The sequence below is a fragment of the Streptomyces sp. NBC_00846 genome, assembly GCF_045207325.1.
In the GTDB taxonomy this organism is placed as follows: Bacteria; Actinomycetota; Actinomycetes; order Streptomycetales; family Streptomycetaceae; genus Streptomyces.
The window spans coordinates 6598230-6620560 of sequence record NZ_CP108846.1; the positions used below are offsets into that span (position 1 = coordinate 6598230).

Consider the following 22331-nt stretch of genomic DNA (forward strand, 5'->3'; position numbering starts at 1 on the left):
TCGTTTGGATCAGGCCGGATCAGGGAGCGGGGTCGGGGGCCGCGCCCAGCCGCTCCAGCAACGCGGGGAGCGCCGTGCCGATGGGCTCGCGGATGATCTCCTCGGCCAGTTCGTCGTACGGCGTGGGCTGCGCGTTCACCACGATCAGCCGCGCCCCGTTGTCCACCGCGGTTCCGGCCAGCGACGCGGCGGGCTGCACCTGCAGCGTCGTACCGACCGCGATGAACACCTCGCAGGCCTTGGCGATCGACATCGCCTCGCCCAGCACCACCGGATCGAGCCGCTCACCGAACATGACCGTCGCCGACTTCAGGATGCCGCCGCAGACCGTGCACGGCGGGTCGGCCTCGCCCGCCTCGACGCGGGCCAGGGCCTCGGCCATCGGCGCGCGGGCGTGGCAGCGGGTGCAGACCGTCTCGCGCGCGGTCCCGTGCAGTTCGAGGACCTTGCGGGCGGGGAGGCCGGCAAGCTGATGCAGACCGTCGACGTTCTGCGTGAGCACCCGCACCGGGGCGCCGGACCGCTCCAGCTCCGCCACCGCGCGGTGGGCCGCATTCGGCTCGGCGCCCCAGGTCGCACTCGTGCGGCGCATTTGCCAGGAGCGGCGGCGGATCTCCGGATCGGCCATGTAGAAGTCGTACGTGACGAGCTTCTCGGCCTCCGGATCCTTGCGCCAGAGCCCGCCCGGGCCGCGGTAGTCGGGGATGCCGGAGTCCGTGGAGATGCCGGCGCCGCTGAGGATCGCGACGAGAGTCATGGCACGAGCCTACGCAGCGCCGACCGGCAACCGCGAGGCGCGATCCGGCCTCTGCTGCCCGCGGACGGAGCCGCGTACCGGCTCCTTCGCGCCGTCCAGCGCGAAAATCGAATAGTTGGGGAAGCCCGGCTTGGTGCCCTTGTCGGCCGATGGGTCAGCCCTCCACCGGGCGGGTCTACAGGTCAGCCGTCCCCGGGCGGGCCGAAACTGGTCAGCCGTTCACCGGTCGGCCGTCCTCCAGCTCCACCGCGCCGCCACCGGAATCGAGCGCGTCCAGCGCCGCCTTCAGCCGCAGCGCGAGACCGCCGAGCAGATAGTGGTCGAGGTCGTCGGGTTCGACCAGTTCCCAGGACAGGAGCTCCTCCTCCCGCAGCCGGATCGTCTTCAACTCCGCCTCGTCCAGGACTCCGCCGTCGTACAGATACGCGGCGATCGGCGGCCGTGCCGGGCCGCGTGCCCAGTCGACCGCGAGCAGTCGTCCCGGCTTCCGGTCGAGCCCGATCTCCTCGGCCGTCTCGCGTCGCGCGGCCTGACGAGGGCTCTCGCCCTCGTCGGATTCGACGGTCCCGCCGGGCAGCGCCCAGCCGTCCCGGTAGTTCGGCTCGACGAGCAGCACTCGCCCGTGGACGTCCCGGAACACGGTGGCCGCGGCGGCCAGGACCCGGGGGAGCCCCGCGATGTAGGTGGCGTAATCAGTGGTGGTCACGCGGGCAGCGTAGTGCGGGCGGTGCCGGCGTGAGACGGCTCTGGGCAGGGGTATGCGCTGTCGATAGGGTCGGGGGCGGCGCGACTGCCTGTTCGAAAGCAAGGGATGCAAGGTGGCGGACGGAGCAGTGATGGAGACCGCACGCGTGCTCGTCGCAGCGGACAAGTTCAAGGGCTCGCTCACGGCCGTACAGGTCGCGGAGCGGGTGACGGCCGGGCTGCGGCGCGTCGTGCCCGGGGTGCGGGTCGAGACGCTGCCCGTGGCGGACGGCGGCGACGGCACGGTGGCGGCAGCGGTGGCCGCCGGGTTCGAGCGCCACGAGGCGCGGGTGACCGGGCCGCTCGGGGATCCGGTGACCGCGGCGTACGCGCTGCGCGACACCACCGCCGTGGTGGAGATGGCCGAGGCCTCGGGCCTCCAGCACCTTCCCGCCGGGGTGTTCGCCCCGCTCACGGCCACGACGTACGGCTCCGGCGAACTGCTGGCCGTGGCGCTCGACGCGGGCGCCCGCACGATCGTGTTCGGCGTCGGCGGGAGCGCGACCACGGACGGCGGTGCCGGGATGCTGGCCGCGCTGGGCGCCCGTTTCCTGGACGCGGACGGCAAGCCGGTCGGTCCGGGGGGTGGTGGCCTCGCCGACCTGGCCGAGGCGGACCTGTCCGGCCTCGACCCGCGCATGGCCGACGTCGACCTGATCCTCGCCAGCGACGTGGACAACCCGCTGACGGGCCCGAAGGGCGCCCCCGAGGTCTACGGCCGGCAGAAGGGCGCGACCGAGGACGACATCGCGGTGCTCGACGCCGCGCTCGCCCACTACGCGTCCGTCCTGGGCCCGGACCAGGCCCGGCTGCCCGGAGCAGGGGCGGCGGGCGGCATCGGCTACGGGGCGCTGGTCGCCCTCGGCGCCCGGTTCCGCCCCGGCATCGAGGTCATGCTCGACGTCCTCGGCTTCGCCCCCGCGCTGGCACGAGCCACGTTGGTGATCACCGGCGAGGGCTCGCTGGACGAGCAGACCCTCCACGGCAAGGCCCCGGCGGGCGTGGCCGCGGCCGCCCGCGCCGCGGGCATCGAGGTCGTGGCGGTCTGCGGCCGCCTCGCCCTGCCTCCGGAGGCCCTGACGGGCGCGGGCATCAGCCGCGCGTACGCCCTCGCGGACCTGGAACCGGATCCCGCGGTCTCCATGGCCCAGGCGGGACCGCTGCTGGAGCGGGCGTCCGAGGCGATCGCGCGCGACTTCCTGCTGTAGTACGCCCCCGGTTACGACCGTGGATCGCCGGACGGGACGGCAGACCAGGCCCGTCCGGCGATCCAGGACTCGCGCTCGTCCGACGATCGACCACTCGCGTCCGTCCGGCGATCCAGGACTCGCGTCTGGTGAGGACGGACCACGCATGGTCCCCCACCGCGTCACCCCACGGGCGGCTCGGCCCCCTGACCATCACTCGTGTCCGCTTCAGGACACTCCCCGTCGGTGAGCAACTCCGCCAGGATCCGCAGCTCGGCCGGCAGGTCACGACGCCACGCCATCGTCACGAACGGGGCAAGGATGATCATGCCGCCGTCCAGATGCGGCTTGACCGATACGGTGACCATCGTTCCCCGTCGGCCGGGACTCAGCCGGAACTCCAGTTCCGGCGAGTGGCGCCCCAACGGTGTCCACATGCACGCACCGCGGAACGCCAGGTACTCGACCGGTGCGCTCGCGGTGCACGTGAGGCGGTGCGCCCGCCGCCTGCCCGGGAACTTGCAGGTGTACTCGTCGCCGAGTTCCGCGGTGATGGGTCCCTCGATCACGTGATCTATGCTCGATGACCACACGGCCAGATTCCGCGGATCCCGTAGGAACGAGAAGATCTCGTCGGCGGGGCGGGACACATGGACATTCGCTGACACACGGGGCATGGCTCCACCTCTTACGGCGACCGGTCGCCCGAAAGTCTCGGCGTCCGGTAACCCTCGTCGCGGTGCCGTCGCCCCTCAGCCTGCTGCCGAACGGGGGTCCGCGCACGCGTCGCACGACCGATGGAGTGAATCAGGTGTCGAGTCGGGTCACCTTCTCGGAGAGTTGCTCGCAGAGCCGCTTGATTTCCTGATATGTGCGCTTCCGCTCGGTGATCACCGCCGCGAGGAGTAGAGCGGTGAGTGAGACCGCTCCGTTGAACGCCTGGAGCGTGATCATGTTGGTGAGGAGGCCGTGGTGGGCGAAGGGGCCGGTGCTCCGTCCGGCGGCGAGGATCACGAACACGGACACACCCAGTGCGCAGCACGCGGCGCCCGTCCGTTCGAAGCGGAACGCGGCCCAGATCAGGAAAGGGAACACGAGGAAGAGGAGCGAGGCGTGGGAGGTGTCGGTCACCAGCAGGGTGACGGTCGTCGTACACACCACCAGCGCGACCGCCTCGGCGCAGCGGGGCAGGCCGGCACCGTGCGGCAGCCGGGCCCTGCGCAGGACGAGAAGGAACGGCGTGACGACCATGACGCCCATGGCGTCGCCCGTCCACCAGACCGACCAGGTCGGCCAGAAGCCCCCGGCCGGGAGGGCCCCCGACAGGAGCAGGATGCCGCTGCCGACGGTCGCGCTGATCAGCATGCCGCCCAGCGCACCGAGGAAGACCAGGGCCAGCGCATCCCGTAAGCGGTCGAGGTCGTCGCGGAAGCCGGCCCGGCGCAGCATCAGGCAGGAGCAGATCGGTGCCAGGGTGTTTCCCACCGCGATGATCAGTACGGGCAGGGCGGAAGGCCCGATGAACACGTTGGCCGCGAGGGCGCCGAGCGCGATCCCGGGCCAGACGCGCAGACCGAACACGAGCAGGGCCGCGACCGCGATCCCGGTCGGTGGCCACAGCGGTGTGACCTGGCCGCGCACCAGCTGCTGGAGCAGCCCCAGGCGGGCCGTCGTGTAGTAGCAGACGGCCACCGCCAGGAGCGTGAGGACCGTGGCCGTGTGCCGCCGGAGCTCTGCGCTGTCCACCACAGCAGCATCAGACACCACACCCGGGTGCCCCGGCCGCTCTGGCACGCCGGAGCCACGCCGACGCCACACCCGCGCATCGGACGGACGAGGCGCATCCGGCTAACCGGTGCCCGGCGCACCGTCGTAGCGGATGACGAGGACAGCGGCGTCGTCATCATGACCGGTCAGGTCCGCCACCCGGATCACCCGTGCGGCGAGCTCGGCGGGATCTGCCGCGGCCGCCGTGCCGACCAGCGCGGACACCGCGGCCAGTCCCTCGTCGATCGGGTAGGCCGGTCCTTCCACGACCCCGTCGGTCACCAGGACCAGAAATCCGGACCGTTTCATCCTCCGGCGGGTCACGGGATACTGCTGGCGGGGCAGTATCCCCAGGGGAACGCCTCCGACGTCCAGGGAGATGCCCGAATCGCCGTCGTCGGTGCCCCAGATGATCGGGACGTGTCCGGCCCGGGCGACGGAAAGCGCACCGCTCTGCGGGGCGATGCTCAGCAGGCAACAGGTCGTGAACAGGTCGCCGCCCAACGAGATCAGCAAATCGTTGGCGCAGGCGAGTACCTGTCCGGGGTCGTCCGTGACGCTGGCGAGGGCCCGGAGACTGGCCCGGGCCTCACCCATGAACGCGGCGGCCTCCACCCCGTGCCCCTGCACGTCACCGATGGCGATGCCGGCGACCCCGTCCCGCATCGGGAACGCGTCGTAGAAGTCACCGCCGACAGCCAGACCGTCCTGCGAGGGCGAGTAGCGGGCCGCGATCCGGATGCCCGGGAAGTCGGGCAGTCCGGCCGGGAGCATGTGCCGCTGCAACTCCATGCCCAGCTCCGCCCGGGACCGCTCGATCCTGATCTTCTCCAGCGCCTGATCGACCAGGCGCCCGAGGGTGACCAGGAGCTCCTGGGTGCTGTCCGGTGCCCTGCGGTGTCGGTGCATGACGTTCCCGCGCTGGTGGGTGCGCCCCTGGTGAAACCTTAGCCCTCCCGACGGCGGGCGCAGCACGGCCGGGGTGCGGCACGGCGGCGGTGTGGCACGTCCCGGTGCACGCGGTCGAAGCCGGTTGCCTCCGCGCTCGCGTCGCCGCACGCTGGATATGTGACCGTCCCCGAGCCGGCCCCGGCCGGGCACACAGGCTGGGCCGTTCAGACACCCGGTCCGATCGGCACCGGGCCGTTGGCGCGCGTACGGCGCGGCGTGCCGGCTCCCGGCCCCGGGGAGCTGCTGCTGAGCGTGGAAGCGTGCGGCGTCTGTCGTACGGATCTCCACCTGGCCGAGGGCGATCTCCCGCCACACCGTCCGTTCACCGTCCCCGGCCACGAGATCGTCGGCCGGGTGGCGGCCCTGGGCGACGGGTCCGGTCTCTTCCGCGTCGGCGACCGGGTCGGTGGGGCCTGGCTGCGCGGTACGTGCGGGAGCTGCCGGTACTGCCGGGGCGGCCGGGAGAACCTCTGCCCGCGGTCCGTCTACACGGGGTGGGACGCGGACGGCGGCTTCGCCGACACCGCGCTGGTTCCGGGGGCGTACGCCTACCGGCTCCCGGACGACCAGGACGCCGCCCGGCTCGCCCCGCTCCTCTGCGCGGGCATCATCGGATACCGGGCACTCAGGCGCAGCGCGCTGCCCGAGGGCGGGCGGCTGGGCATCTACGGCTTCGGCGCGTCCGCCCACCTCGCCGCCCAGGTCGCCCTCGCCGAGGGTGCCACCGTTCACGTGCTGACCCGCTCGGCGCGGGCGCGCGAGCTCGCGCTCGACCTGGGGGCCGCGTCGGCGGGCGGCGCCTACGACCGCCCGCCGGAACCCCTGGACTCGGCGATCCTGTTCGCACCCGTCGGCGACCTGGTGCCGGTGGCGTTGGAGGCACTGGACCGGTCCGGCACGCTGGCCATCGCCGGAATCCATCTGTCGGACGTTCCGGTGCTGAACTATCAGCGTCACCTGTTCCAGGAGCGCAATCTGCGCAGCGTCACCTCGAACACTCGCGAGGACGGCCGCGAATTCCTTGCACTGGCGGGGCGCGTGGGCATCCGGGTCACGGTGAGCCCCTACCCGCTCAGCAGGGCCGACCAGGCGCTGGCCGACCTGGCGGCGGACCGGGTGAACGGGGCAGCCGTACTCGTACCCGGCTGAGAGCCACCGGCCCCGACCGACCGGCGGATACGCGAGAGGGCCGGATACGCGAGAGGGCCCCGGGTGCTGGGGAGCACCCGGGGCCCTCTCGCGTGTTCTGCGTGTTCCGTTGTTCCGGCCCTACGGCAGCTGGGCCGCCCGGGCCTCGCGCCGGTTGCCGCGGAAGGTGTTCACCCGCCGGGCCGTCGCGAAGAGCGGGATGACCGCTCCCAGGACCACCTGCAGCGCGCAGCCGGTCTGCAGGAGCAGCTGACCGCCGGGGGCTTCGAACGCCCACGCGGCGAGCAGTCCCATCGCCGCCACGATCCAGCAGAGCATCGCCACCGCGAGAACTCCCCGCGGCTTCGGGTACTCGACCCGGCTGACCATCAGCCACGCCACTCCGATGATCGCGAGCAGCGTCGGTACGAAGGGCAGCTCCAGGAGCACGATCGAGACGACCGTGAGCGCTCCGAAGGGGCTCGGCATGCCCTGGAACATGCCGTCCTTCATGGTCACGCAGGAGAATCTGGCAAGTCTGAGCACCACCGCCAGCAGCACCACGATCGCCGCCAGCGCCGACACCCGCTGGTGTGCGTCGTCCGCGACCATGCCGTAGACGAGGACGAAGTACGCCGGGGCGAGTCCGAAGCTGATCAGGTCCGAGAGGTTGTCCAGCTCGGCGCCCATCGGCGAGGAGCGCAGCTTGCGTGCCACGAGCCCGTCGAAGAGGTCGAACACCGCTGCCAGCAGCATGAGGATCACGGCGGTGGCCGCGGAGTGCCGGGCCATGCCGCTCTCGTCGCTGCCCGTGAGGTGCGGGATGAGGATTCCGGTGGTGGTGAAGTACACCGCCATGAATCCGCACGTGGCATTGCCGAGAGTGAGGGTGTCCGCTATCGACAGCCGCAAAGAGAGCGGCATGTCCTCACCGGCGTCCTCCTCGGACTCCGCCTCGGGCACCCAGCCTGCCTGGGTCTCAGGATCAATCACGGTCAATTCGAGTCACCCCCGCGGTGGTGGCCTGGCCGACCTCGACCGCGACATCGATACCTTCCGGAAGGTAGATGTCGACCCGGGAGCCGAAGCGGATCAGGCCGATCCGCTCGCCCTGCTCCACCTTCGTGCCCTGCGGGATGTAGGGGACGATACGACGTGCGACCGCACCCGCGATCTGCACCATCTCGATGTCGCCGAGTTCGGTGTCGAAGTGCCAGACAACGCGCTCGTTGTTCTCGCTCTCCTTGTTGAACGCCGGAACGAACCCACCGGGGACGTGCTCGACCGAGGTCACCGTGCCGGCCAGAGGCGCACGGTTGACGTGGACATTCAGCGGGCTCATGAAGATCGCGACGCGGGTACGCCCGTCCTTCCACGGCATGATGCTCTGCACCACACCGTCGGCCGGCGAGATGACCCGGCCCTGGGCGATCTCGCGCTCGGGGTCGCGGAAGAACCACAGCATGCCTGCCGCGAGCGCGGTGGTGGGCACGGCCACCGCCGCCCAGCGTCCGGACTTGCGGGCCCGGGCGAGGCTGAGTGCCGCGGTGGCGACGGTCGGCAGGAGCCACGGCGAAGCTCCGCGCGCAAGGCGGACTCCGCCGCGGGGTGCAGAGGTTTGGCTGTCGGGCATGGATGACCTTCGTAGCGGATGATGCCGCGCTGGCAACGGGGGACGGCGGCTTTTCCGGCGATGTTAGCGGTTGCCGGCCGCAACTGGGCAAGCCAGCAGCCGAGTCGGACGGCTTGAAGGCACCGGCCGAGGATGACAGGGTGTGATCTTCTTCGCGGCCAAATTGGCACGAAAGGGGCAATCAACCCTGGATCCGGTACTCCTCCAGGAGTCGGCGCCCAATGATCATTTTCTGGATCTCGGCGGTACCTTCACCGATCAACAGCATCGGGGCCTCCCGGTAGAGGCGCTCGATCTCGTACTCCTTGGAGAAGCCGTAGCCGCCGTGGATCCGGAAGGCGTCCTCTACGACTTCCTTGCAGTACTCGGAGGCGAGGTACTTCGCCATCCCTGCCTCCAGATCATTTCGTTCCCCGGAGTCCTTTTTGCGTGCTGCATTTACCATCATCGCATGGGCGGCCTCGACCTTGGTGGCCATTTCGGCCAGCTTGAACTGGATCGCCTGGTGCTGGGCGATCGGCTTTCCGAAGGTCTGGCGCTGCTGGGCATAGGAAATGCCCAGTTCGAATGCACGCTGAGCGACGCCGCAGCCACGCGCGGCCACATTTACCCGGCCGACCTCGACGCCGTCCATCATTTGGTAAAACCCGCGACCGGTGGTGCCGCCCAGTACGCGATTGGCTGGAATACGTAGGCCGTCCATGATGAGTTCGGTCGTATCCACGCCCTTATAGCCCATTTTGTCGATTTTGCCGGGAATGGTGAGGCCGGGCAGAACCTCACCGAATCCGGGCTCCTTCTCCACCAGGAACGTCGTCATCGACTTGTGCGGAGCGGTCCCCTCGGGGTGGCCTTCGTCACTGCGGCACAGGACGGCGACGAGCGAGGACGTACCACCGTTCGTCAGCCACATCTTCTGGCCGTTCAGGACGTACTCCTCGCCGTCCCTGACGCCCTTGGACGTGATGGCCGAGACGTCCGAGCCCAGCGCCGGCTCGGACATCGAGAAGGCGCCCCGGACCTCGCCCAGCGCCATCCGCGGCAGGAACGTGTCCTTCTGTTCCTGGGTGCCGTGCTGCTTGAGCATGTACGCCACGATGAAGTGCGTATTGATGATTCCCGACACGCTCATCCAGCCGCGTGCGATTTCCTCCACGCACAGCGCATATGTGAGAAGCGACTCACCCAGTCCCCCGTACTCCTCGGGAATCATCAGGCCGAACAGGCCGAGCTCCTTGAGCCCCTCGACGATCTCCGTCGGGTACTCGTCACGATGCTCCAGTCGGGTCGCGACCGGAATGATCTCCTTGTCGACGAAATCCCGGACCGTGGAGAGGATTTCCTGCTGGACATCATTGAGGCCGGCGGTCTGGGCGAGTCGCGTCATGGCTACTTCTCCACGTTCTTCTGCGAAGGCTGGTTCAGCTCGGGACGGCCGGGCTGCTCCCCGCCGCGCTCCTTGATGTACGTCTTGGTGGGGACCATCACCTTGCGGCGGAACACGCAGACGAGCGTTCCGTCCTGCTTGTAGCCCTTGGTCTCGACATGGACGATTCCCCGGTCGCTCTTGGATTTTGACGGAGTCTTGTCGAGGACGGTCGTCTCGCCGTAGATCGTGTCGCCGTGGAACGTCGGCGCGACGTGCTTCAGCGACTCGACCTCCAGGTTGGCGATCGCCTTTCCGGAGACGTCCGGCACGGACATGCCGAGCAGCAACGAGTAGATGTAGTTGCCAACTACAACGTTCTTGCCGAAATCGGTGGTCTTCTCCGCGTAGTTGCTGTCCATGTGCAGCGGGTGGTGATTCATGGTCAGCAGGCAGAAGAGATGGTCGTCGTACTCCGTGACCGTCTTCCCGGGCCAGTGCTTGTAAATTGCACCGACCTCGAACTCCTCATAGGTGCGTCCGAACTGCATGATCAGGCCTCCGGTGCTTCGAACTTGGAGGTGCGCTGCATGCCGGCGGCGCGGCCCTTGCCCGCGACGACGAGGGCCATCTTGCGGCTCGCCTCGTCGATCATCTCGTCGCCGAGCATCGCCGAGCCCTTCTTGCCGCCCTCCTCGGAGGTGCACCAGTCGTACGCGTCGAGGATCAGCTCGGCGTGGTCGTAGTCTTCCTGCGTGGGCGAGAACACCTCGTTGGCCGCGTCGACCTGACCGGGGTGCAGCACCCACTTGCCGTCGAAGCCCAGCGCCGCCGCACGGCCCGCGACCTCGCGGTACGCGTCCACGTCGCGGATCTGCAGGAAGGGGCCGTCGATCGCCTGGAGGTCGTGCGTACGGGCCGCCATCAGAATGCGCATCAGGATGTAGTGGTACGCGTCCGCGCCGTACCCGGGCGGCTGCTGACCGACGACCAGGGTCTTCATGTTGATCGACGCCATGAAGTCGGCCGGTCCGAAGATCAGCGTCTCCAGGCGGGGCGAGGCGGCGGCGATGTCGTCGATGTTCACCAGGCCCTTGGCGTTCTCGATCTGCGCCTCGATGCCGATCCTGCCGACCTCGAAGCCCATCGTCTTCTCGATCTGGGTCAGCAGCAGGTCCAGGGCGACCACCTGCTGGGCGTCCTGGACCTTCGGCAGCATGATGCAGTCGAGGTTCTGGCCGGCGCCCTCGACGACCGTGATGACATCGCGGTACGTCCAGTGCGTCGTCCAGTCGTTGACCCGCACGACCCGGGTCTTGCCCGTCCAGTCGCCGTTGTTCAGCGCGTCGACGATCGTGTGCCGGGCGCCCTCCTTGGCGAGCGGCGCGCAGGCGTCCTCCAGGTCGAGGAAGACCTGGTCGGCCGGGAGGCCCTGGGCCTTCTCCAGGAACCGCGGGTTCGAGCCGGGCACGGCCAGGCACGAGCGGCGCGGACGCAGGCGGTTGGCGGCAGTCATGCGGGGACCTCCAGAGGGTCGAGCTTGTTCGCTTTCCGGATCTCGTCGACGATACGGCCGATGATCTCCGTGATACCGAAATCCTTCGGGGTGAATACGGCGGCGACACCGGCACCGATCAGGGCCGCGGCATCGGCGGGCGGAATGATCCCGCCCGCGATCACCGGGATGTCGCAGGCGCCCGCCTCGCGCAGGCGGGTGAGTACGTCGGGGACGAGTTCGGCGTGCGAACCGGACAGGATCGACAGGCCGACGCAGTGCACGTCCTCGGCAATGGCGGCCGAGACGATCTGCTCGGGGGTCAGCCTGATCCCCTGGTACACCACCTCGAAGCCGGCGTCGCGGGCCCGTACGGCGATCTGCTCGGCGCCGTTGGAGTGCCCGTCCAGGCCCGGCTTGCCGACCAGCAGCCGCAGCCGCCCGGCGCCCAGGTCGGCCGCGGTCCGGGCGACCTTCTCGCGGACCAGAGCGAGCGGTGTGCCGGCCTCGGCGGTCACCGCGACCGGCGCCGACGAGACGCCCGTCGGAGCCCGGAACTCGCCGAAGACATCGCGCAGCGCCCAGGACCACTCGCCCGTGGTGACACCCGCGCGGGCACACTCCACGGTCGCTTCCATCAGGTTCTCGGTGCCCGCGGCGGCCTTCTTCAGCGCGGCCAGCGCATCGGTGGCACGGGCCTCGTCGCGGTTGTCGCACCACTCGGCCAGGGCCGTGACGACCCTGGCCTCATTGGCGGGATCGACGGTCATGATCGCCCCGTCGAGGTCCGCGGTGAGCGGATTCGATTCCGTCGTCTCGTAGATGTTGACGCCGACGATCTTCTCCTCGCCGCCTTCGATCCGGGCCCGGCGGGCCGCGTGCGAGGAGACCAGCTCGGACTTCAGATAGCCGGACTCGACGGCCGCCATGGCGCCGCCCATCTCCTGGATCCGGCCGATCTCGGCGAGCGACTCCGTGACCAGCTCGTCCACCTTGACCTCGACGACATGCGAGCCGGCGAAGATGTCCTCGTACTCCAGCAGATCGCTCTCGTGCGCGAGGACCTGCTGGATACGGAGCGACCACTGCTGGTCCCAGGGCCGGGGGAGCCCCAGCGCCTCGTTCCAGGCGGGCAGCTGCACGGCCCGTGCCCGGGCGTCCTTGGACAGGGTGACGGCCAGCATCTCCAGGACGATGCGCTGGACGTTGTTCTCCGGCTGCGCCTCGGTCAGACCGAGCGAGTTGACCTGGACGCCGTAGCGGAAGCGGCGCTGCTTGGCGTCGGTGACGCCGTACCGCTCGCGGGTGACCTGGTCCCAGATGCGGCCGAAGGCGCGCATCTTGCACATCTCCTCGATGAAGCGGACGCCCGCGTTCACGAAGAAGGAGATCCGTGCGACCACATCGCCGAACTTCTCCTCGGGCACCTGGCCGGATTCCCGTACGGCGTCCAGGACCGCGATGGCCGTCGACATGGCGTACGCGATCTCCTGGACCGGAGTGGCTCCCGCCTCCTGCAGGTGGTAGCTGCAGATGTTGATCGGGTTCCACTTCGGGATGCGGTTGACCGTGTACGTGATCATGTCGGTGGTCAGCCGGAGCGAGGGGCCGGGCGGGAAGACATGCGTCCCGCGCGAGAGGTACTCCTTGACGATGTCGTTCTGTGTGGTGCCCTGGAGTTTCGTGGGATCGGCGCCCTGCTCCTCGGCGACCACCTGGTAGAGCGCCAGCAGCCACATTGCGGTGGCGTTGATCGTCATCGAGGTGTTCATCTGCTCCAGGGGGATGTCCTGGAACAACCGGCGCATGTCACCGAGGTGCGACACGGGCACGCCGACCCGGCCGACCTCGCCGCGGGCCAGGACGTGGTCGGGGTCGTAGCCGGTCTGCGTCGGCAGGTCGAAGGCGACGGACAGGCCGGTCTGGCCCTTGGCGAGGTTGCGCCGGTAGAGCTCGTTGGACGCCTCGGCGGTCGAATGACCGGCGTACGTCCGCATGAGCCACGGACGGTCCTTCTGACGGCCACTCATGTCAGACGTCCCGGCTGTGCTTGTCGGTCCGCTCCGCTGACGCGTCCCGGCTGTGTTTGTCGGTCCGCTCCGCTGACGCGTCCCGGAACAGGTTGATGGCGTCGATGTGCTGCTCGCGCAGCTCCTCGTCGCGCACCCCCAGACCCTCGCGGGGGGCGAGTGCGAGCACGCCGACCTTGCCCTGGTGGAGGTTGCGGTGGACGTCGTACGCGGCCTGGCCGGTCTCCTCCAGGGAGTAGACCTTCGACAGCGTCGGGTGGATCTTGCCCTTCGCCACCAGGCGGTTGGCCTCCCACGCCTCGCGGTAGTTGGCGAAGTGCGAGCCCACGATCTTCTTGAGCGACATCCACAGGTAGCGGTTGTCGTACTCGTGGTTGTAGCCGGACGTCGACGCGCAGGTGACGATCGTGCCGCCCTTGCGGGTCACGTACACCGAGGCGCCGAACGTCTCGCGGCCCGGATGCTCGAAGACGATGTCCACGTCCTCGCCGCCGGTCAGTTCGCGGATGCGCTTGCCGAACCGCTTCCACTCGCGCGGGTCCTGGTTGTGCTCGTCCTTCCAGAACTTGTAGCCCTCGGCGTTGCGGTCGATGATCGCCTCGGCGCCCATCTTCCGGCAGATGTCCGCCTTCTGCCCGCTGGAGACGATGCAGATCGGGTTGGCGCCACCGGCCAGCGCGAACTGCGTGGCGTACGAACCGAGTCCGCCGCTGGCGCCCCAGATCAGCACATTGTCGCCCTGCTTCATGCCGGCGCCGTTGCGCGAGACGAGCTGGCGGTACGCGGTGGAGTTGACCAGGCCCGGAGCGGCGGCCTCCTCCCAGCTGAGGTGCTGCGGCTTCGGCATCAGCTGGTTGGACTTGACAAGCGCGATCTCCGCCAGACCGCCGAAGTTGGTCTCGAAGCCCCAGATGCGCTGCTCGGGGTCGAGCATCGTGTCGTTGTGGCCGTCCGAGGACTCCAGTTCGACCGAGAGGCAGTGTGCGACGACCTCGTCGCCGGGCTTCCAGGCGTTGACGCCGGGGCCGGTACGCAGCACGACGCCCGCCAGGTCGGAGCCGATGATGTGGTACGGCAGGTCGTGGCGCCTGGTGAGCTCGCTGAGCTTGCCGTAGCGCTCCAGGAAGCCGAAGGTGGCCATCGGCTCGAAGATCGAGGTCCAGACGGAGTTGTAGTTCACCGAACTCGCCATGACGGCGACCAGTGCCTCGCCGGGGCCGAGTTCGGGCACCGGGACCTCGTCCAGATGCAGCGACTTGCGGGGGTCCTTGTCACGGGTGGCGAGCCCGGCGAACATCTCCGTCTCGTCCTTGTGCACGGTCACCGCGCGGTACGACTCGGGGATGGACAGGGCCGCGAAGTCAGCGGCCGTAGTGTCCTGCGATTGGATCGCGTCCAGGATTTCCTTCACGGTGTGCCTCCGGCGGATGGGGGCGCTGAGGGAGCGTTTGAGGGTCCCTGCGAGCAGCGGGGGAGCTGTGTGGTGTGGAGGTGCTGCCGTCGGTTCGGCTGGTACGGCTTCGGCTTGCTCTGTGGAGCAGAAGGGTTTGCCTGTGACGCAGGCGTCCGGGCGCGCAGGCACTTGGCTTGCGGGGACAGCCGGCGTACGTGAGTTCGCAGCACGCCGGCCGCCCGGACTACTTCAACGTATGGCACTCCGTGACACCTGGCAAGGCACTCGGTGCCAACATTTTCTCTCGCTTGTCATCCGCCGGTCGCGCATGAGCAGGAGGGGCGGTGTTTTGCGCGGTTCTGTCCTGCCGGGAGTGGTCAGCGCGAGGGCCGGTACTCGTACGGAGTCGTGGTGCTCAGGGCGAGGAATCCGAGGCGCTGGAGGATCGGGCGGCTCTGGTCGGAGGCGTCGACCTGAAGGTAGCGGTAGCCGCCCTCCGCCGCGCTCCGGGCGCGGTGGGCGACCAGGGCCCGGTAGATTCCCTTCCCGCGCCATGCGGGGACCGTCCCGCCGCCCCACAGCCCCGCGAAGCCGGAGCCGGGGTGCAGTTCCATCCGTGCCGCGCTCACCGAGAGCCGTGCAGTGCGCGACCTGAGCCGCGATCGCGGCGTCCGCCCGGACGGGATCCAGGTCCGGGGCCGACCAGACGACGCCGTTCCAGTCATCGGCCGTGCCGACCTGCCGTACGACGTCCCCGGCGCGTTCGACCCGCACACTGGAGCAGCGGGGCGCGGCAACCCGGTTTCCGGGGCGGGGACCTGTCCCCGCCCCGGTCAGCGGTCCTTGAGCGCCTGCTGGATCGTGCGCATCACTTCGTCGAGGGGCGCGTCCGTCCGCGCCACCGCGACCAGCACCTCGCCCTGGGACGTCACCGAAGCGGCCGGCTGCTTCGCCGGTTCGGCGCCCGCGATCCGGCCCGCGCCGATGCCGGTCCCGAACGTGTCGCGGACGATCGAGAACGCGTGGTCGAGCTGGGCCTCCACATCGCCCTCGCCGTTTGCCCGCAGCCAGCGGCGCAGCACGTGGTTGTGCGCGGTGACGACGGCGGACGCGGCGACCTCCGCGAGCAGCGGGTCGTCGTTGCCGACGTGGTGGTCGCGCTCGTCGAAATGGCCCAGCAGATAGCGTGTGAACAGCCGCTCGTAGCGGGCCACCGAGGCGATCTCCGCCTCGCGCAGGGTCGGGACCTCACGGGTCAGCTTGTAGCGGGCCACGGAGACCGCGGGCTTCGCCGCGTACATCTTCATGACTTCCTTGATGCCGCGGCAGACGGTGTCGAGGGGGTGCTCGTGCGCGGGGGCGGCATTGAGGACGGCCTCGGCCCTGACGAGGGTGTCGTCGTGGTCCGGGAAGATCGCCTCTTCCTTGGAGCGGAAGTGCCGGAAGAAGGTCCGCCGGGCGACCCCGGCGGCGCCCGCGATCTCGTCGACGGTCGTCGCCTCGTACCCCTTCGTGGCGAAGAGTTCCATCGCCGCGGCGGCCAGTTCACGGCGCATTTTGAGCCGTTGGGCTGCGGCGCGGGTGCCTGCGGCACTCTCCTGGGGGTCGGGCGCGGCGGAGACACGGGGGGACCTGGCGGGCTGGGACATGGTGTGAACGTACTGCATCGGTGCAGGGGAACGCGCCTGTGGGGGCGGGCCGCCCGACGGATCGAGCAGCCCTCCCCACCCGGCCCCGGGCTCAGCGCCGGGCATATTCGCGAAAGCCGCGCCCCGTCTTGCGGCCGAGGCAGCCGGCGGCCACCAGATGCTCCAGCAGCGGCGCCGGGGCCAGGCCCGGGTCGCGGAACTCGCCGTGCAGCACCTTCTCGATGGCGAGCGAGACATCGAGTCCGACGACGTCGAGGAGTTCGAACGGGCCCATCGGATAGCCGCCGCCCAGCTTCATCGCGGCGTCGATGTCGTCGAGGCTCGCGTAGTGCTCCTCGACCATCTTGATCGCGTTGTTGAGGTACGGGAACAGCAGCGCGTTCACGATGAAGCCGGCCCGGTCCCCGCAGTCCACCGGGTGCTTGCGGACCTTGAGGCACACCTCGCGGACGGTGGCGTGGACGTCGTCCCCGGTGAGTACCGTGCGGACCACCTCGACCAGCTTCATCGCGGGCGCCGGGTTGAAGAAGTGCATCCCGACGACGTCCTGCGGACGTGAGGTGGCCCGCGCGATCGCCACGACCGGCAGCGAGGAAGTGGTGGTGGCGAGTACCGCTCCCGGCTTGCAGACCTTGTCCAGCATCCCGAACAGCTGCTGCTTGACCGCCAGGTCCTCGGCGACCGCCTCGACCGCGAGATCGACGTCGGCGAAGGCGTCCGGCGAACCGGCCGCGGTGATCCGGCCCAGGGCCTCGTCCCGGGCCTCGGCGGTCAGCCGCCCCTTGGTGACGGAACGCTCCAGGGACGTGGCGATCCGGCCCTTGGCCGCGTCCGCCTTCTCCTGGCTGCGGGCGGCGAGCACCACGTCGTAGCCGGCCTTCGCGAAGACCTCGGCGATCCCCGAGGCCATCGTCCCCGAGCCCGCGACACCCACCGACCCCACCGTGCGCCCGGCCACCGCGGACGCGCTGTCCTGCGGGGTGAGCGCGTCCGGCACCACGGTCTGGCTGCCGGACTCCGCGTACGTGTAGAAGCCGCGGCCCGACTTGCGGCCGGTCAGCCCCGCCTCGCTGAGCTGCCTGAGCACGGGGGCCGGGGCATGCAGCCGGTCCTGCGACGCGGAGTACATCGCCTCCAGGACGGTTCGGGCCGTGTCGATGCCGATCAGGTCGAGCAGGGCGAGCGGGCCCATCGGCAGGCCGCAGCCCAGCTTCATCGCCGCGTCGATGTCCTCACGGGAGGCGTAGTTCGCCTCGTACATCGCGGCGGCCTGGTTGAGGTACCCGAACAGCAGCCCGTCGGCGACGAAACCCGGCCGGTCGCCGACCGCGACCGGTTCCTTGCCCAGGCTGCGGGCGAGCGCGGTGACCGCCTCGACGGCCGGCGGCGCGGTCAGCACCGAGGAGACCACCTCGACCAGCTTCATCGCGGGCGCCGGGTTGAAGAAGTGCAGGCCGAGCACGCGCTCGGGGCGCAGCGACTCGGCGGCCAGCCGGGTCACCGACAGGGCGTTGGTGCCGGTCGCCAGGATCGCCGTGGGGGAGACGATGGTGTCGAGCTCCCGGAAGACCTGCTGCTTGATCTCGTACGACTCGGGCACGACCTCGATGACCAGCTCGGCCTCCGCGGCGGCCCGAAGGTCCACGAAGGTACGGAACCGGGCGAGGGCGTCGCTCCGCTCCTCCTCCGTGATCCGCTCGCGCCGCACGGCGCGGGCGGTCGCGGCTTCCAGGGCGGCGACGGCCTGACGGGCGGCCGCCTCGCTGATGTCGATACCGATGACCTCGTGGCCGGCGCGGGCGAGGACCTCGGCGATGCCGGTGCCCATGGTGCCGAGACCGACGACGGCAATGGTGCTGAGCGGGGTGTCCATCACGGGACTCCAGAGAATGAGTGACGGCTGTGAGGAGCACGGCGTGCGCTGAAGGGCGAACCGGCGCAACGCGTGCGGGAATTGCATGTCGTGGTGCTCAGGGCCGGGGAACGCTGGGCGCGCCCGGACCGGGAAGGGGCGACGGACTCTGTCCCGGAGTCACGTCTCGCAAAGCTGCCGAACCGACAAGCACTCCGAATGGCTGCGTCACCAGGCCACCGGAGCCGGCGGGGAGTGTGTCCCGCTCACATGAGATTAACCGGTGGGTAACGAGCGCGCCAGCCCTGCACAGTTGTGGGCCATGCCACATTCACCCCGGCTCTCGATACGCAGAGTTCCCGTCGATACGCTGACGGTCATGGACGAGGAGTTCCGGTCACTGACGGACCGGCTGGCTGACGAGGCGGGGGAGTCGGCGGCGTACCGCAGACTGCTCGCCACCGACGACGACGAGGAACTGGCCCGCGTCCTCGTGGAACGCGAACGCCCACTCTGGGCAAGGGAGATCGCCGCGTTCCGGCTCGGCTGCGCCGGAGACCGACGGGCCTTCGAGGCGCTGGTCCTGCTGCTCAACCACCGTGACCCCGAGCGCTGCGTCTGCGCAGCCCACGCCCTGGTGCGCCTCGGCGACCCCCGCACCCCGCGGGCAGCCGCCGCCCTGGCGACCAACACCCTGCGCACCGCGTATGCCCTGCATCCGGTACGGCTCCTTACCGCGCTGCGGGCCCCGGAGTCCGTACCGGCGCTGATGAGCACCCTGGAGCGGCTGCTGGTCCCCGGCGATCCGCACTGGCGGGTGGCGCTCGCCTGCGTGGAGGGGCTCGGGCAACTAGGGGACGAACGGGCCCGCCCGCTCCTGGAGGCGGTGGTGCCGCACCCGCGACTGGGCGCCGCGGCGCGGGACGCGCTCAGCCGGCTGCGGAGGCCGGAGGCCTGAGAGCGCGTACGTAGCGCAGCTCGGGCACGAGTACGCCGTCCACCTCGAAGGGCTCCTCGGCGCCGTCGGGGAGGAAACCGGCACGCTCGTAGAAGCGCCGGGCCGGGGCGTTCTCCTTCAGGACCCACAGCACCAGGTCCGGGAAGCCGTCCGCGGCGGCACGGTTGAGTATCTCCGTCATCAGGGCGCGGCCGGCCCCGGTCCCGATCTGCTCGGGCGTCACATAGATCGCGTACAGCTCGCCCCGCGCCGTTCGTCGGTCGTTCTCGCGGTACGGGCCGTAACAGGCCCAGCCGATCACCCCGGCGCCCGGCCGCTCGGCCACCACATTCACGACCGTGTTGCCCTCGGCGAAGAATCCGCGGCGCCGTCGTGCGTCCTCGGCGATGTCCATGGCGTCGAGATGGGACTGCGGCATCAGCCCGGCGTATGCGGCCTGCCAGCTGCGCACCCGGACCTTCGCGACCGCCTCGCAGTCGTCGACGGTCATGTCCCGCACGCGCACGCGCACGCGCACGCGGGCGTCGGGCATGCGGGGCGGGGTCGTCCGTATCGTCATACGGGCCATCCTGGCTCATGCGCCAGGATGGCCCGTACCGGTTTGTCCGGCCCTGGTTCGGCAGCCGTCAGCCGCGGAAACCGAGCAGGCCGTGCAGGATGCCGCCCCTGCTGCCGGCTTGCGCTCCCGGGACCGACTTGACCGACTTCGCCGCCGCCTTGCCGGTCAGCGGATTCGGGTCGGGGGACTTCGCGCAGACCGCGTCCGCGTCGGCGTGGCTGCCGTTGCCGCGCGGGACGGTGCCCTTGGCGAGATAGTCCGCCAGATAGGTGTCCAGACAGTCGTTGCCGCTCAGCGTGATGCCGTGGTTTCCGCCGCCCTGCTCGACCACCAGGCTGGAGCCGCGCAGCTTGCGGTGCAGCGTGACACCGCCCTCGTACGGCGTGGCCGCGTCCTCGGTGGCCTGGAAGAGCAGCACCGGCGGCAGGCTGCTGTTGGAGACCCGTACCGGATTCAGCGGCTCCACCGGCCAGTCGGCGCACGGGGCGTTGTACCAGGTGTTGTTCCAGGTGAAGAAGGGCGCTTTGGCCTGGACGTTCCAGCTGTTGTTGCGCCAGGTGTTCCAGTCGCGGGGCCACTGGGCGTCGCGGCACTGCACGGCCGAGTAGACCGAGTACCCGTTGTCGCCCTTCGCGTCGACCGCGCCGAACTTCTTGTATGCCTTCACGAGCGAGTCCTGGTCGTGGTCGTTCACATAAGCCGCGAACGCGTCGGCCAGGTAGGGCCAGTAGCCGTTGTAGTAGCCGCCCGGCAGGAAGGTGTCCTCGACCTCGCTCGCCCCGACCGTTCCGCCCGCCGGGTGAGCCTCGACGGCGTCACGCATCGCATACCAGGCACGCTCGACCGCTGCCGGGTCGCTGCCGAGCCCGTACGTGCTGTCGTGCTTCGCCACCCAGGCGGTGAACGCCTTGTGGCGGGCGTCGAAGGCATAGTTCTGGCCGATGTTGTCGTCGTACCAGACGCCCTCCGGGTCCACGTTCGAGTCGAGCACCAGGCGCCGCACCCGCTCCGGGAACAGCTTGGCGTACACCGCGCCGAGGTAGGTCCCGTAGGAGTACCCGAAGTAGTTGAGCTGCTGGGAACCGGCCGCCTGCCGGATGACATCGAGGTCCTTGGCGGCGCTGACCGTATCCATGTGGGGCAGCAGATCCGGATACCTCTCCCCGCATGCCTGCGCGAACGAGCGGGCGCGGTTCCGGTTGGCCTCCTCCACGGCGGGCGAGCCCGGCACCGAGTCGGGACGCAGTGGAGCGAAGTACCCCGGTACGCAGTCCATCGCGGGTTCGCTCTTCCCGACGCCGCGCGGGTCGAAGCCGATCACGTCGTACTGCGCGGCAATCGGCTTCGGCAGCGAGGACGCGACGAACCCGGCCATCGAGAGGCCGCTGCCGCCGGGGCCGCCCGGGTTGACGAACAGGGGGCCCTGGAAGGTCTTCGAGGTGTGCGGGATCCGGGACAGGGCGAGGGTGATCTGCCGACCCGACGGATCGTCATGATCGAGCGGAGTGCTCACCGATGAGCACTGCAGCCTCGGGTACGACTCGGTACCGCAGTCGGTCCACGTGAGCTGCGCCGCGGTGCGCGGCGTGCCGGTGTCGGCGATCGCCGGGGGCGGTGCGGCGGTCACGAGACCGGCGACCGTCGCACCGACGGCGAACAGAATTCCTGGACGTTTCGTCATATGGCCTCCCGTGGTGGGGGAAACGCGGCTGCGCGGGGTGCAGCCCCCGCCGCATGCTCCCCACATTCACGCCCGGAAGGACCTGTTCTTGTGAGAGTTGACCCATTTGCACGCTCCGGATGCGCCGGGTCCCGGACCCGGATATGTCACATCCGCACGGTCGGAACAGGGTCGGCTGAGTCGGCTCGGAGCCGTCGAGCGATGACTGCCGCTCCTGACGCAGGGGCAGCCGGCGGGCCGAGCCGTGGCGCGAGGGGCCGATGCCGAACTCGGTCGCCGGCTCGTGGACGTACCGTGTGATGCGCCGCTGGTACCACTGGGGCGCATGGGCGCCCTCGGTGCAGAGCCGCTCGTACTGCCGCACCGGATGGGGGTGGCGCTGCCCGAGCCATCGCATGTACCACTCCTGGGCGCCGGGGTGCAGATGTGCGTGGTCACTGCGTCGGCGGTGAACCGCGCGCTGTTCCCGGCCATATCGGGGTTCTCGACCGGATTATCCCGGCGCAGGGACGCCTCCTCGGTAGCACCGGATCGTTTTCTCCCCTTCGTCCCGGCCCGGATTTTGAGTGGCGTGCCGGAGGTGGTTGGCTCAGCACACCCGGAACAACCGAGTGCTGGAGGAACAGCCATGGCGCAGGTCGAGGCCACGACAGAGCGAGTCATCGCGGCGGATGCGGAGACGGTGTTCGACGCGCTGGCCGATTACGCGGAGACCCGGAGCAAGGTGCTGACCGGCCACTTCAGCGAGTACGAGGTGCGCGAGGGCGGTGACGGCGAGGGGACCCTCGTCCACTGGAAGCTCCAGGCCACCAGCAAGCGGGTGCGCGACTGCCTGCTGGAGGTCACCGAGCCCACCGACGGCCGGCTCGTGGAGAAGGACCGCAACTCCTCCATGGTCACCACCTGGACCGTCACCCCGGCCGGTGAGGGGAAGTCGAAGGCGGTCGTGTCGACCGTCTGGAACGGTGCCGGCGGCATCGGCGGATTCTTCGAGAAGACCTTTGCCCCCAAGGGACTCGGCCGGATCTACGACGAGCTGCTGCAGAACCTCGCCACCGAGGTCGAGAAGTAGCTCCACGCTCTCTTGACCGGCCTCACCGGTTCGGGTGGTCTTCTCGGCCCGTCGGTTGTGCGCCGTAGTGGCTCTCACCGGGGGATAAGCCCCCCCGAGTGCGCCGTCA

20 protein-coding genes and 1 pseudogene are annotated in these 22331 nt (G+C 69.8%); 4 read left to right on the forward strand and 17 right to left on the reverse strand.

The window, feature by feature from the left end; translation table 11 throughout:
* Positions 1–19: 19 nt before the first annotated feature.
* Positions 20–757: an SIR2 family NAD-dependent protein deacylase gene (locus tag OG936_RS30330; RefSeq protein ID WP_406499017.1), complete on the reverse strand. Its 738-nt coding sequence runs from the start codon at positions 755–757 to the stop codon at positions 20–22.
* Positions 758–968: 211 nt separating this feature from the next.
* Positions 969–1463 (reverse strand): NUDIX domain-containing protein, encoded by a 495-nt coding sequence (locus tag OG936_RS30335; protein ID WP_406499019.1) that lies wholly within the window; start codon positions 1461–1463, stop codon positions 969–971.
* Positions 1464–1593: 130 nt separating this feature from the next.
* Between OG936_RS30335 and OG936_RS30340 the strand changes: the two genes are divergently transcribed.
* Complete coding sequence (locus OG936_RS30340; protein WP_406499021.1) at positions 1594–2709, forward strand: glycerate kinase; 1116 nt, start codon at positions 1594–1596, stop codon at positions 2707–2709.
* 161 nt (positions 2710–2870) lie between these two features.
* Here the strand turns inward: OG936_RS30340 and OG936_RS30345 are convergent, their stop codons facing one another.
* The 3 genes from OG936_RS30345 to OG936_RS30355 all read right to left on the reverse strand — a co-directional run bounded on the left by OG936_RS30345 (position 2871) and on the right by OG936_RS30355 (position 5364).
* Positions 2871–3365 carry an SRPBCC family protein gene (locus OG936_RS30345; RefSeq protein ID WP_406499023.1) on the reverse strand — a complete coding sequence of 165 codons (495 nt, stop codon included), beginning with the start codon at positions 3363–3365 and terminating at the stop codon, positions 2871–2873.
* A gap of 130 nt (positions 3366–3495) precedes the next feature.
* Positions 3496–4434 (reverse strand): MASE1 domain-containing protein, encoded by a 939-nt coding sequence (locus tag OG936_RS30350; RefSeq protein ID WP_406499025.1) that lies wholly within the window; start codon positions 4432–4434, stop codon positions 3496–3498.
* Between the two features lie 102 nt (positions 4435–4536).
* The gene (locus OG936_RS30355) at positions 4537–5364 is read right to left on the reverse strand and encodes a PP2C family protein-serine/threonine phosphatase (RefSeq protein WP_406499027.1); all 828 of its coding nucleotides are present in this window, start codon (positions 5362–5364) and stop codon (positions 4537–4539) included.
* Positions 5365–5523: 159 nt separating this feature from the next.
* Here OG936_RS30355 and OG936_RS30360 point away from each other — a divergent pair, with 159 nt between their 5' ends.
* Positions 5524–6555 (forward strand): zinc-binding alcohol dehydrogenase family protein, encoded by a 1032-nt coding sequence (locus OG936_RS30360; protein WP_406499028.1) that lies wholly within the window; start codon positions 5524–5526, stop codon positions 6553–6555.
* A 120-nt stretch (positions 6556–6675) separates the two neighbouring features.
* Here OG936_RS30360 and pssA read toward each other — a convergent pair whose 3' ends face one another.
* The 10 genes and pseudogenes from pssA to OG936_RS30410 form a co-directional block, all read right to left on the reverse strand.
* Entirely contained in the window at positions 6676–7497 is an 822-nt protein-coding gene (pssA, locus tag OG936_RS30365) for a CDP-diacylglycerol--serine O-phosphatidyltransferase (protein ID WP_406500669.1), read from the reverse strand.
* Between the two features lie 22 nt (positions 7498–7519).
* Positions 7520–8167, reverse strand: coding sequence for a phosphatidylserine decarboxylase (locus OG936_RS30370; protein WP_326768947.1), 648 nt, complete (start codon positions 8165–8167; stop codon positions 7520–7522).
* A gap of 181 nt (positions 8168–8348) precedes the next feature.
* A complete protein-coding gene (locus OG936_RS30375) occupies positions 8349–9554 on the reverse strand; it encodes an acyl-CoA dehydrogenase family protein (RefSeq protein ID WP_406499030.1) in 1206 nt (401 codons plus the stop codon).
* 2 nt (positions 9555–9556) lie between these two features.
* Complete coding sequence (locus tag OG936_RS30380) at positions 9557–10084, reverse strand: MaoC family dehydratase (protein WP_406499032.1); 528 nt, start codon at positions 10082–10084, stop codon at positions 9557–9559.
* 2 nt (positions 10085–10086) lie between these two features.
* On the reverse strand, positions 10087–11049 hold the full coding sequence (locus OG936_RS30385; protein ID WP_406499034.1) for an HpcH/HpaI aldolase/citrate lyase family protein: 963 nt from the start codon (positions 11047–11049) through the stop codon (positions 10087–10089).
* Positions 11046–13058, reverse strand: coding sequence for a protein meaA (locus OG936_RS30390; protein ID WP_406499036.1), 2013 nt, complete (start codon positions 13056–13058; stop codon positions 11046–11048). The genes OG936_RS30385 and OG936_RS30390 overlap by 4 nt, the downstream gene beginning before the upstream one ends.
* Position 13059: 1 nt before the next feature.
* Complete coding sequence (gene ccrA, locus OG936_RS30395) at positions 13060–14469, reverse strand: crotonyl-CoA carboxylase/reductase (RefSeq protein ID WP_383760091.1); 1410 nt, start codon at positions 14467–14469, stop codon at positions 13060–13062.
* Positions 14470–14828: 359 nt separating this feature from the next.
* Positions 14829–15288, reverse strand: a pseudogene (locus OG936_RS30400) (GNAT family N-acetyltransferase).
* Positions 15285–16100: a TetR family transcriptional regulator gene (locus tag OG936_RS30405; protein WP_266749966.1), complete on the reverse strand. Its 816-nt coding sequence runs from the start codon at positions 16098–16100 to the stop codon at positions 15285–15287. Before OG936_RS30405 ends, OG936_RS30400 begins: the two are co-directional and overlap by 4 nt.
* 91 nt (positions 16101–16191) lie before the next feature.
* Positions 16192–17973, reverse strand: coding sequence for a 3-hydroxyacyl-CoA dehydrogenase family protein (locus OG936_RS30410; RefSeq protein WP_406499037.1), 1782 nt, complete (start codon positions 17971–17973; stop codon positions 16192–16194).
* A gap of 301 nt (positions 17974–18274) precedes the next feature.
* On the opposite strand from OG936_RS30410, the gene OG936_RS30415 reads away from it, so the two are divergent.
* On the forward strand, positions 18275–18910 hold the full coding sequence (locus tag OG936_RS30415; protein ID WP_406499039.1) for an adenylosuccinate lyase: 636 nt from the start codon (positions 18275–18277) through the stop codon (positions 18908–18910).
* Here the strand turns inward: OG936_RS30415 and OG936_RS30420 are convergent.
* Both OG936_RS30420 and OG936_RS30425 read right to left on the reverse strand, forming a co-directional pair.
* Positions 18882–19469, reverse strand: a complete 588-nt coding sequence (locus OG936_RS30420; RefSeq protein WP_406499041.1) for a GNAT family N-acetyltransferase — start codon at positions 19467–19469, stop codon at positions 18882–18884. The two genes, OG936_RS30415 and OG936_RS30420, sit on opposite strands and share 29 nt — an antisense overlap.
* A 67-nt stretch (positions 19470–19536) precedes the next feature.
* Positions 19537–21150: an alpha/beta hydrolase gene (locus OG936_RS30425; RefSeq protein WP_406499043.1), complete on the reverse strand. Its 1614-nt coding sequence runs from the start codon at positions 21148–21150 to the stop codon at positions 19537–19539.
* Positions 21151–21778: 628 nt separating this feature from the next.
* Between OG936_RS30425 and OG936_RS30430 the strand changes: the two genes are divergently transcribed.
* Positions 21779–22222, forward strand: a complete 444-nt coding sequence (locus OG936_RS30430; RefSeq protein ID WP_384463227.1) for an SRPBCC family protein — start codon at positions 21779–21781, stop codon at positions 22220–22222.
* Positions 22223–22331: the final 109 nt, after the last annotated feature.

Excerpts from the sequence above, each read along its gene's own strand:
- OG936_RS30430 (WP_384463227.1), top strand. The coding sequence starts at position 21,779 with ATGGCGCAGGTCGAGGCCACGACAGAGCGAGTCATCGCGGCGGATGCG.
- OG936_RS30370 (WP_326768947.1), bottom strand. The coding sequence starts at position 8,167 with ATGCCCGACAGCCAAACCTCTGCACCCCGCGGCGGAGTCCGCCTTGCG.
- OG936_RS30420 (WP_406499041.1), bottom strand. The coding sequence starts at position 19,469 with ATGACGATACGGACGACCCCGCCCCGCATGCCCGACGCCCGCGTGCGC.
- OG936_RS30415 (WP_406499039.1), top strand. The coding sequence starts at position 18,275 with ATGCCACATTCACCCCGGCTCTCGATACGCAGAGTTCCCGTCGATACG.
- OG936_RS30330 (WP_406499017.1), bottom strand. The coding sequence starts at position 757 with ATGACTCTCGTCGCGATCCTCAGCGGCGCCGGCATCTCCACGGACTCC.
- OG936_RS30375 (WP_406499030.1), bottom strand. The coding sequence starts at position 9,554 with ATGACGCGACTCGCCCAGACCGCCGGCCTCAATGATGTCCAGCAGGAA.
- OG936_RS30405 (WP_266749966.1), bottom strand. The coding sequence starts at position 16,100 with ATGTCCCAGCCCGCCAGGTCCCCCCGTGTCTCCGCCGCGCCCGACCCC.
- OG936_RS30425 (WP_406499043.1), bottom strand. The coding sequence starts at position 21,150 with ATGACGAAACGTCCAGGAATTCTGTTCGCCGTCGGTGCGACGGTCGCC.
- OG936_RS30355 (WP_406499027.1), bottom strand. The coding sequence starts at position 5,364 with ATGCACCGACACCGCAGGGCACCGGACAGCACCCAGGAGCTCCTGGTC.
- OG936_RS30410 (WP_406499037.1), bottom strand. The coding sequence starts at position 17,973 with ATGGACACCCCGCTCAGCACCATTGCCGTCGTCGGTCTCGGCACCATG.
- OG936_RS30340 (WP_406499021.1), top strand. The coding sequence starts at position 1,594 with ATGGAGACCGCACGCGTGCTCGTCGCAGCGGACAAGTTCAAGGGCTCG.
- OG936_RS30390 (WP_406499036.1), bottom strand. The coding sequence starts at position 13,058 with ATGAGTGGCCGTCAGAAGGACCGTCCGTGGCTCATGCGGACGTACGCC.
- OG936_RS30345 (WP_406499023.1), bottom strand. The coding sequence starts at position 3,365 with ATGCCCCGTGTGTCAGCGAATGTCCATGTGTCCCGCCCCGCCGACGAG.
- OG936_RS30380 (WP_406499032.1), bottom strand. The coding sequence starts at position 10,084 with ATGCAGTTCGGACGCACCTATGAGGAGTTCGAGGTCGGTGCAATTTAC.
- OG936_RS30385 (WP_406499034.1), bottom strand. The coding sequence starts at position 11,049 with ATGACTGCCGCCAACCGCCTGCGTCCGCGCCGCTCGTGCCTGGCCGTG.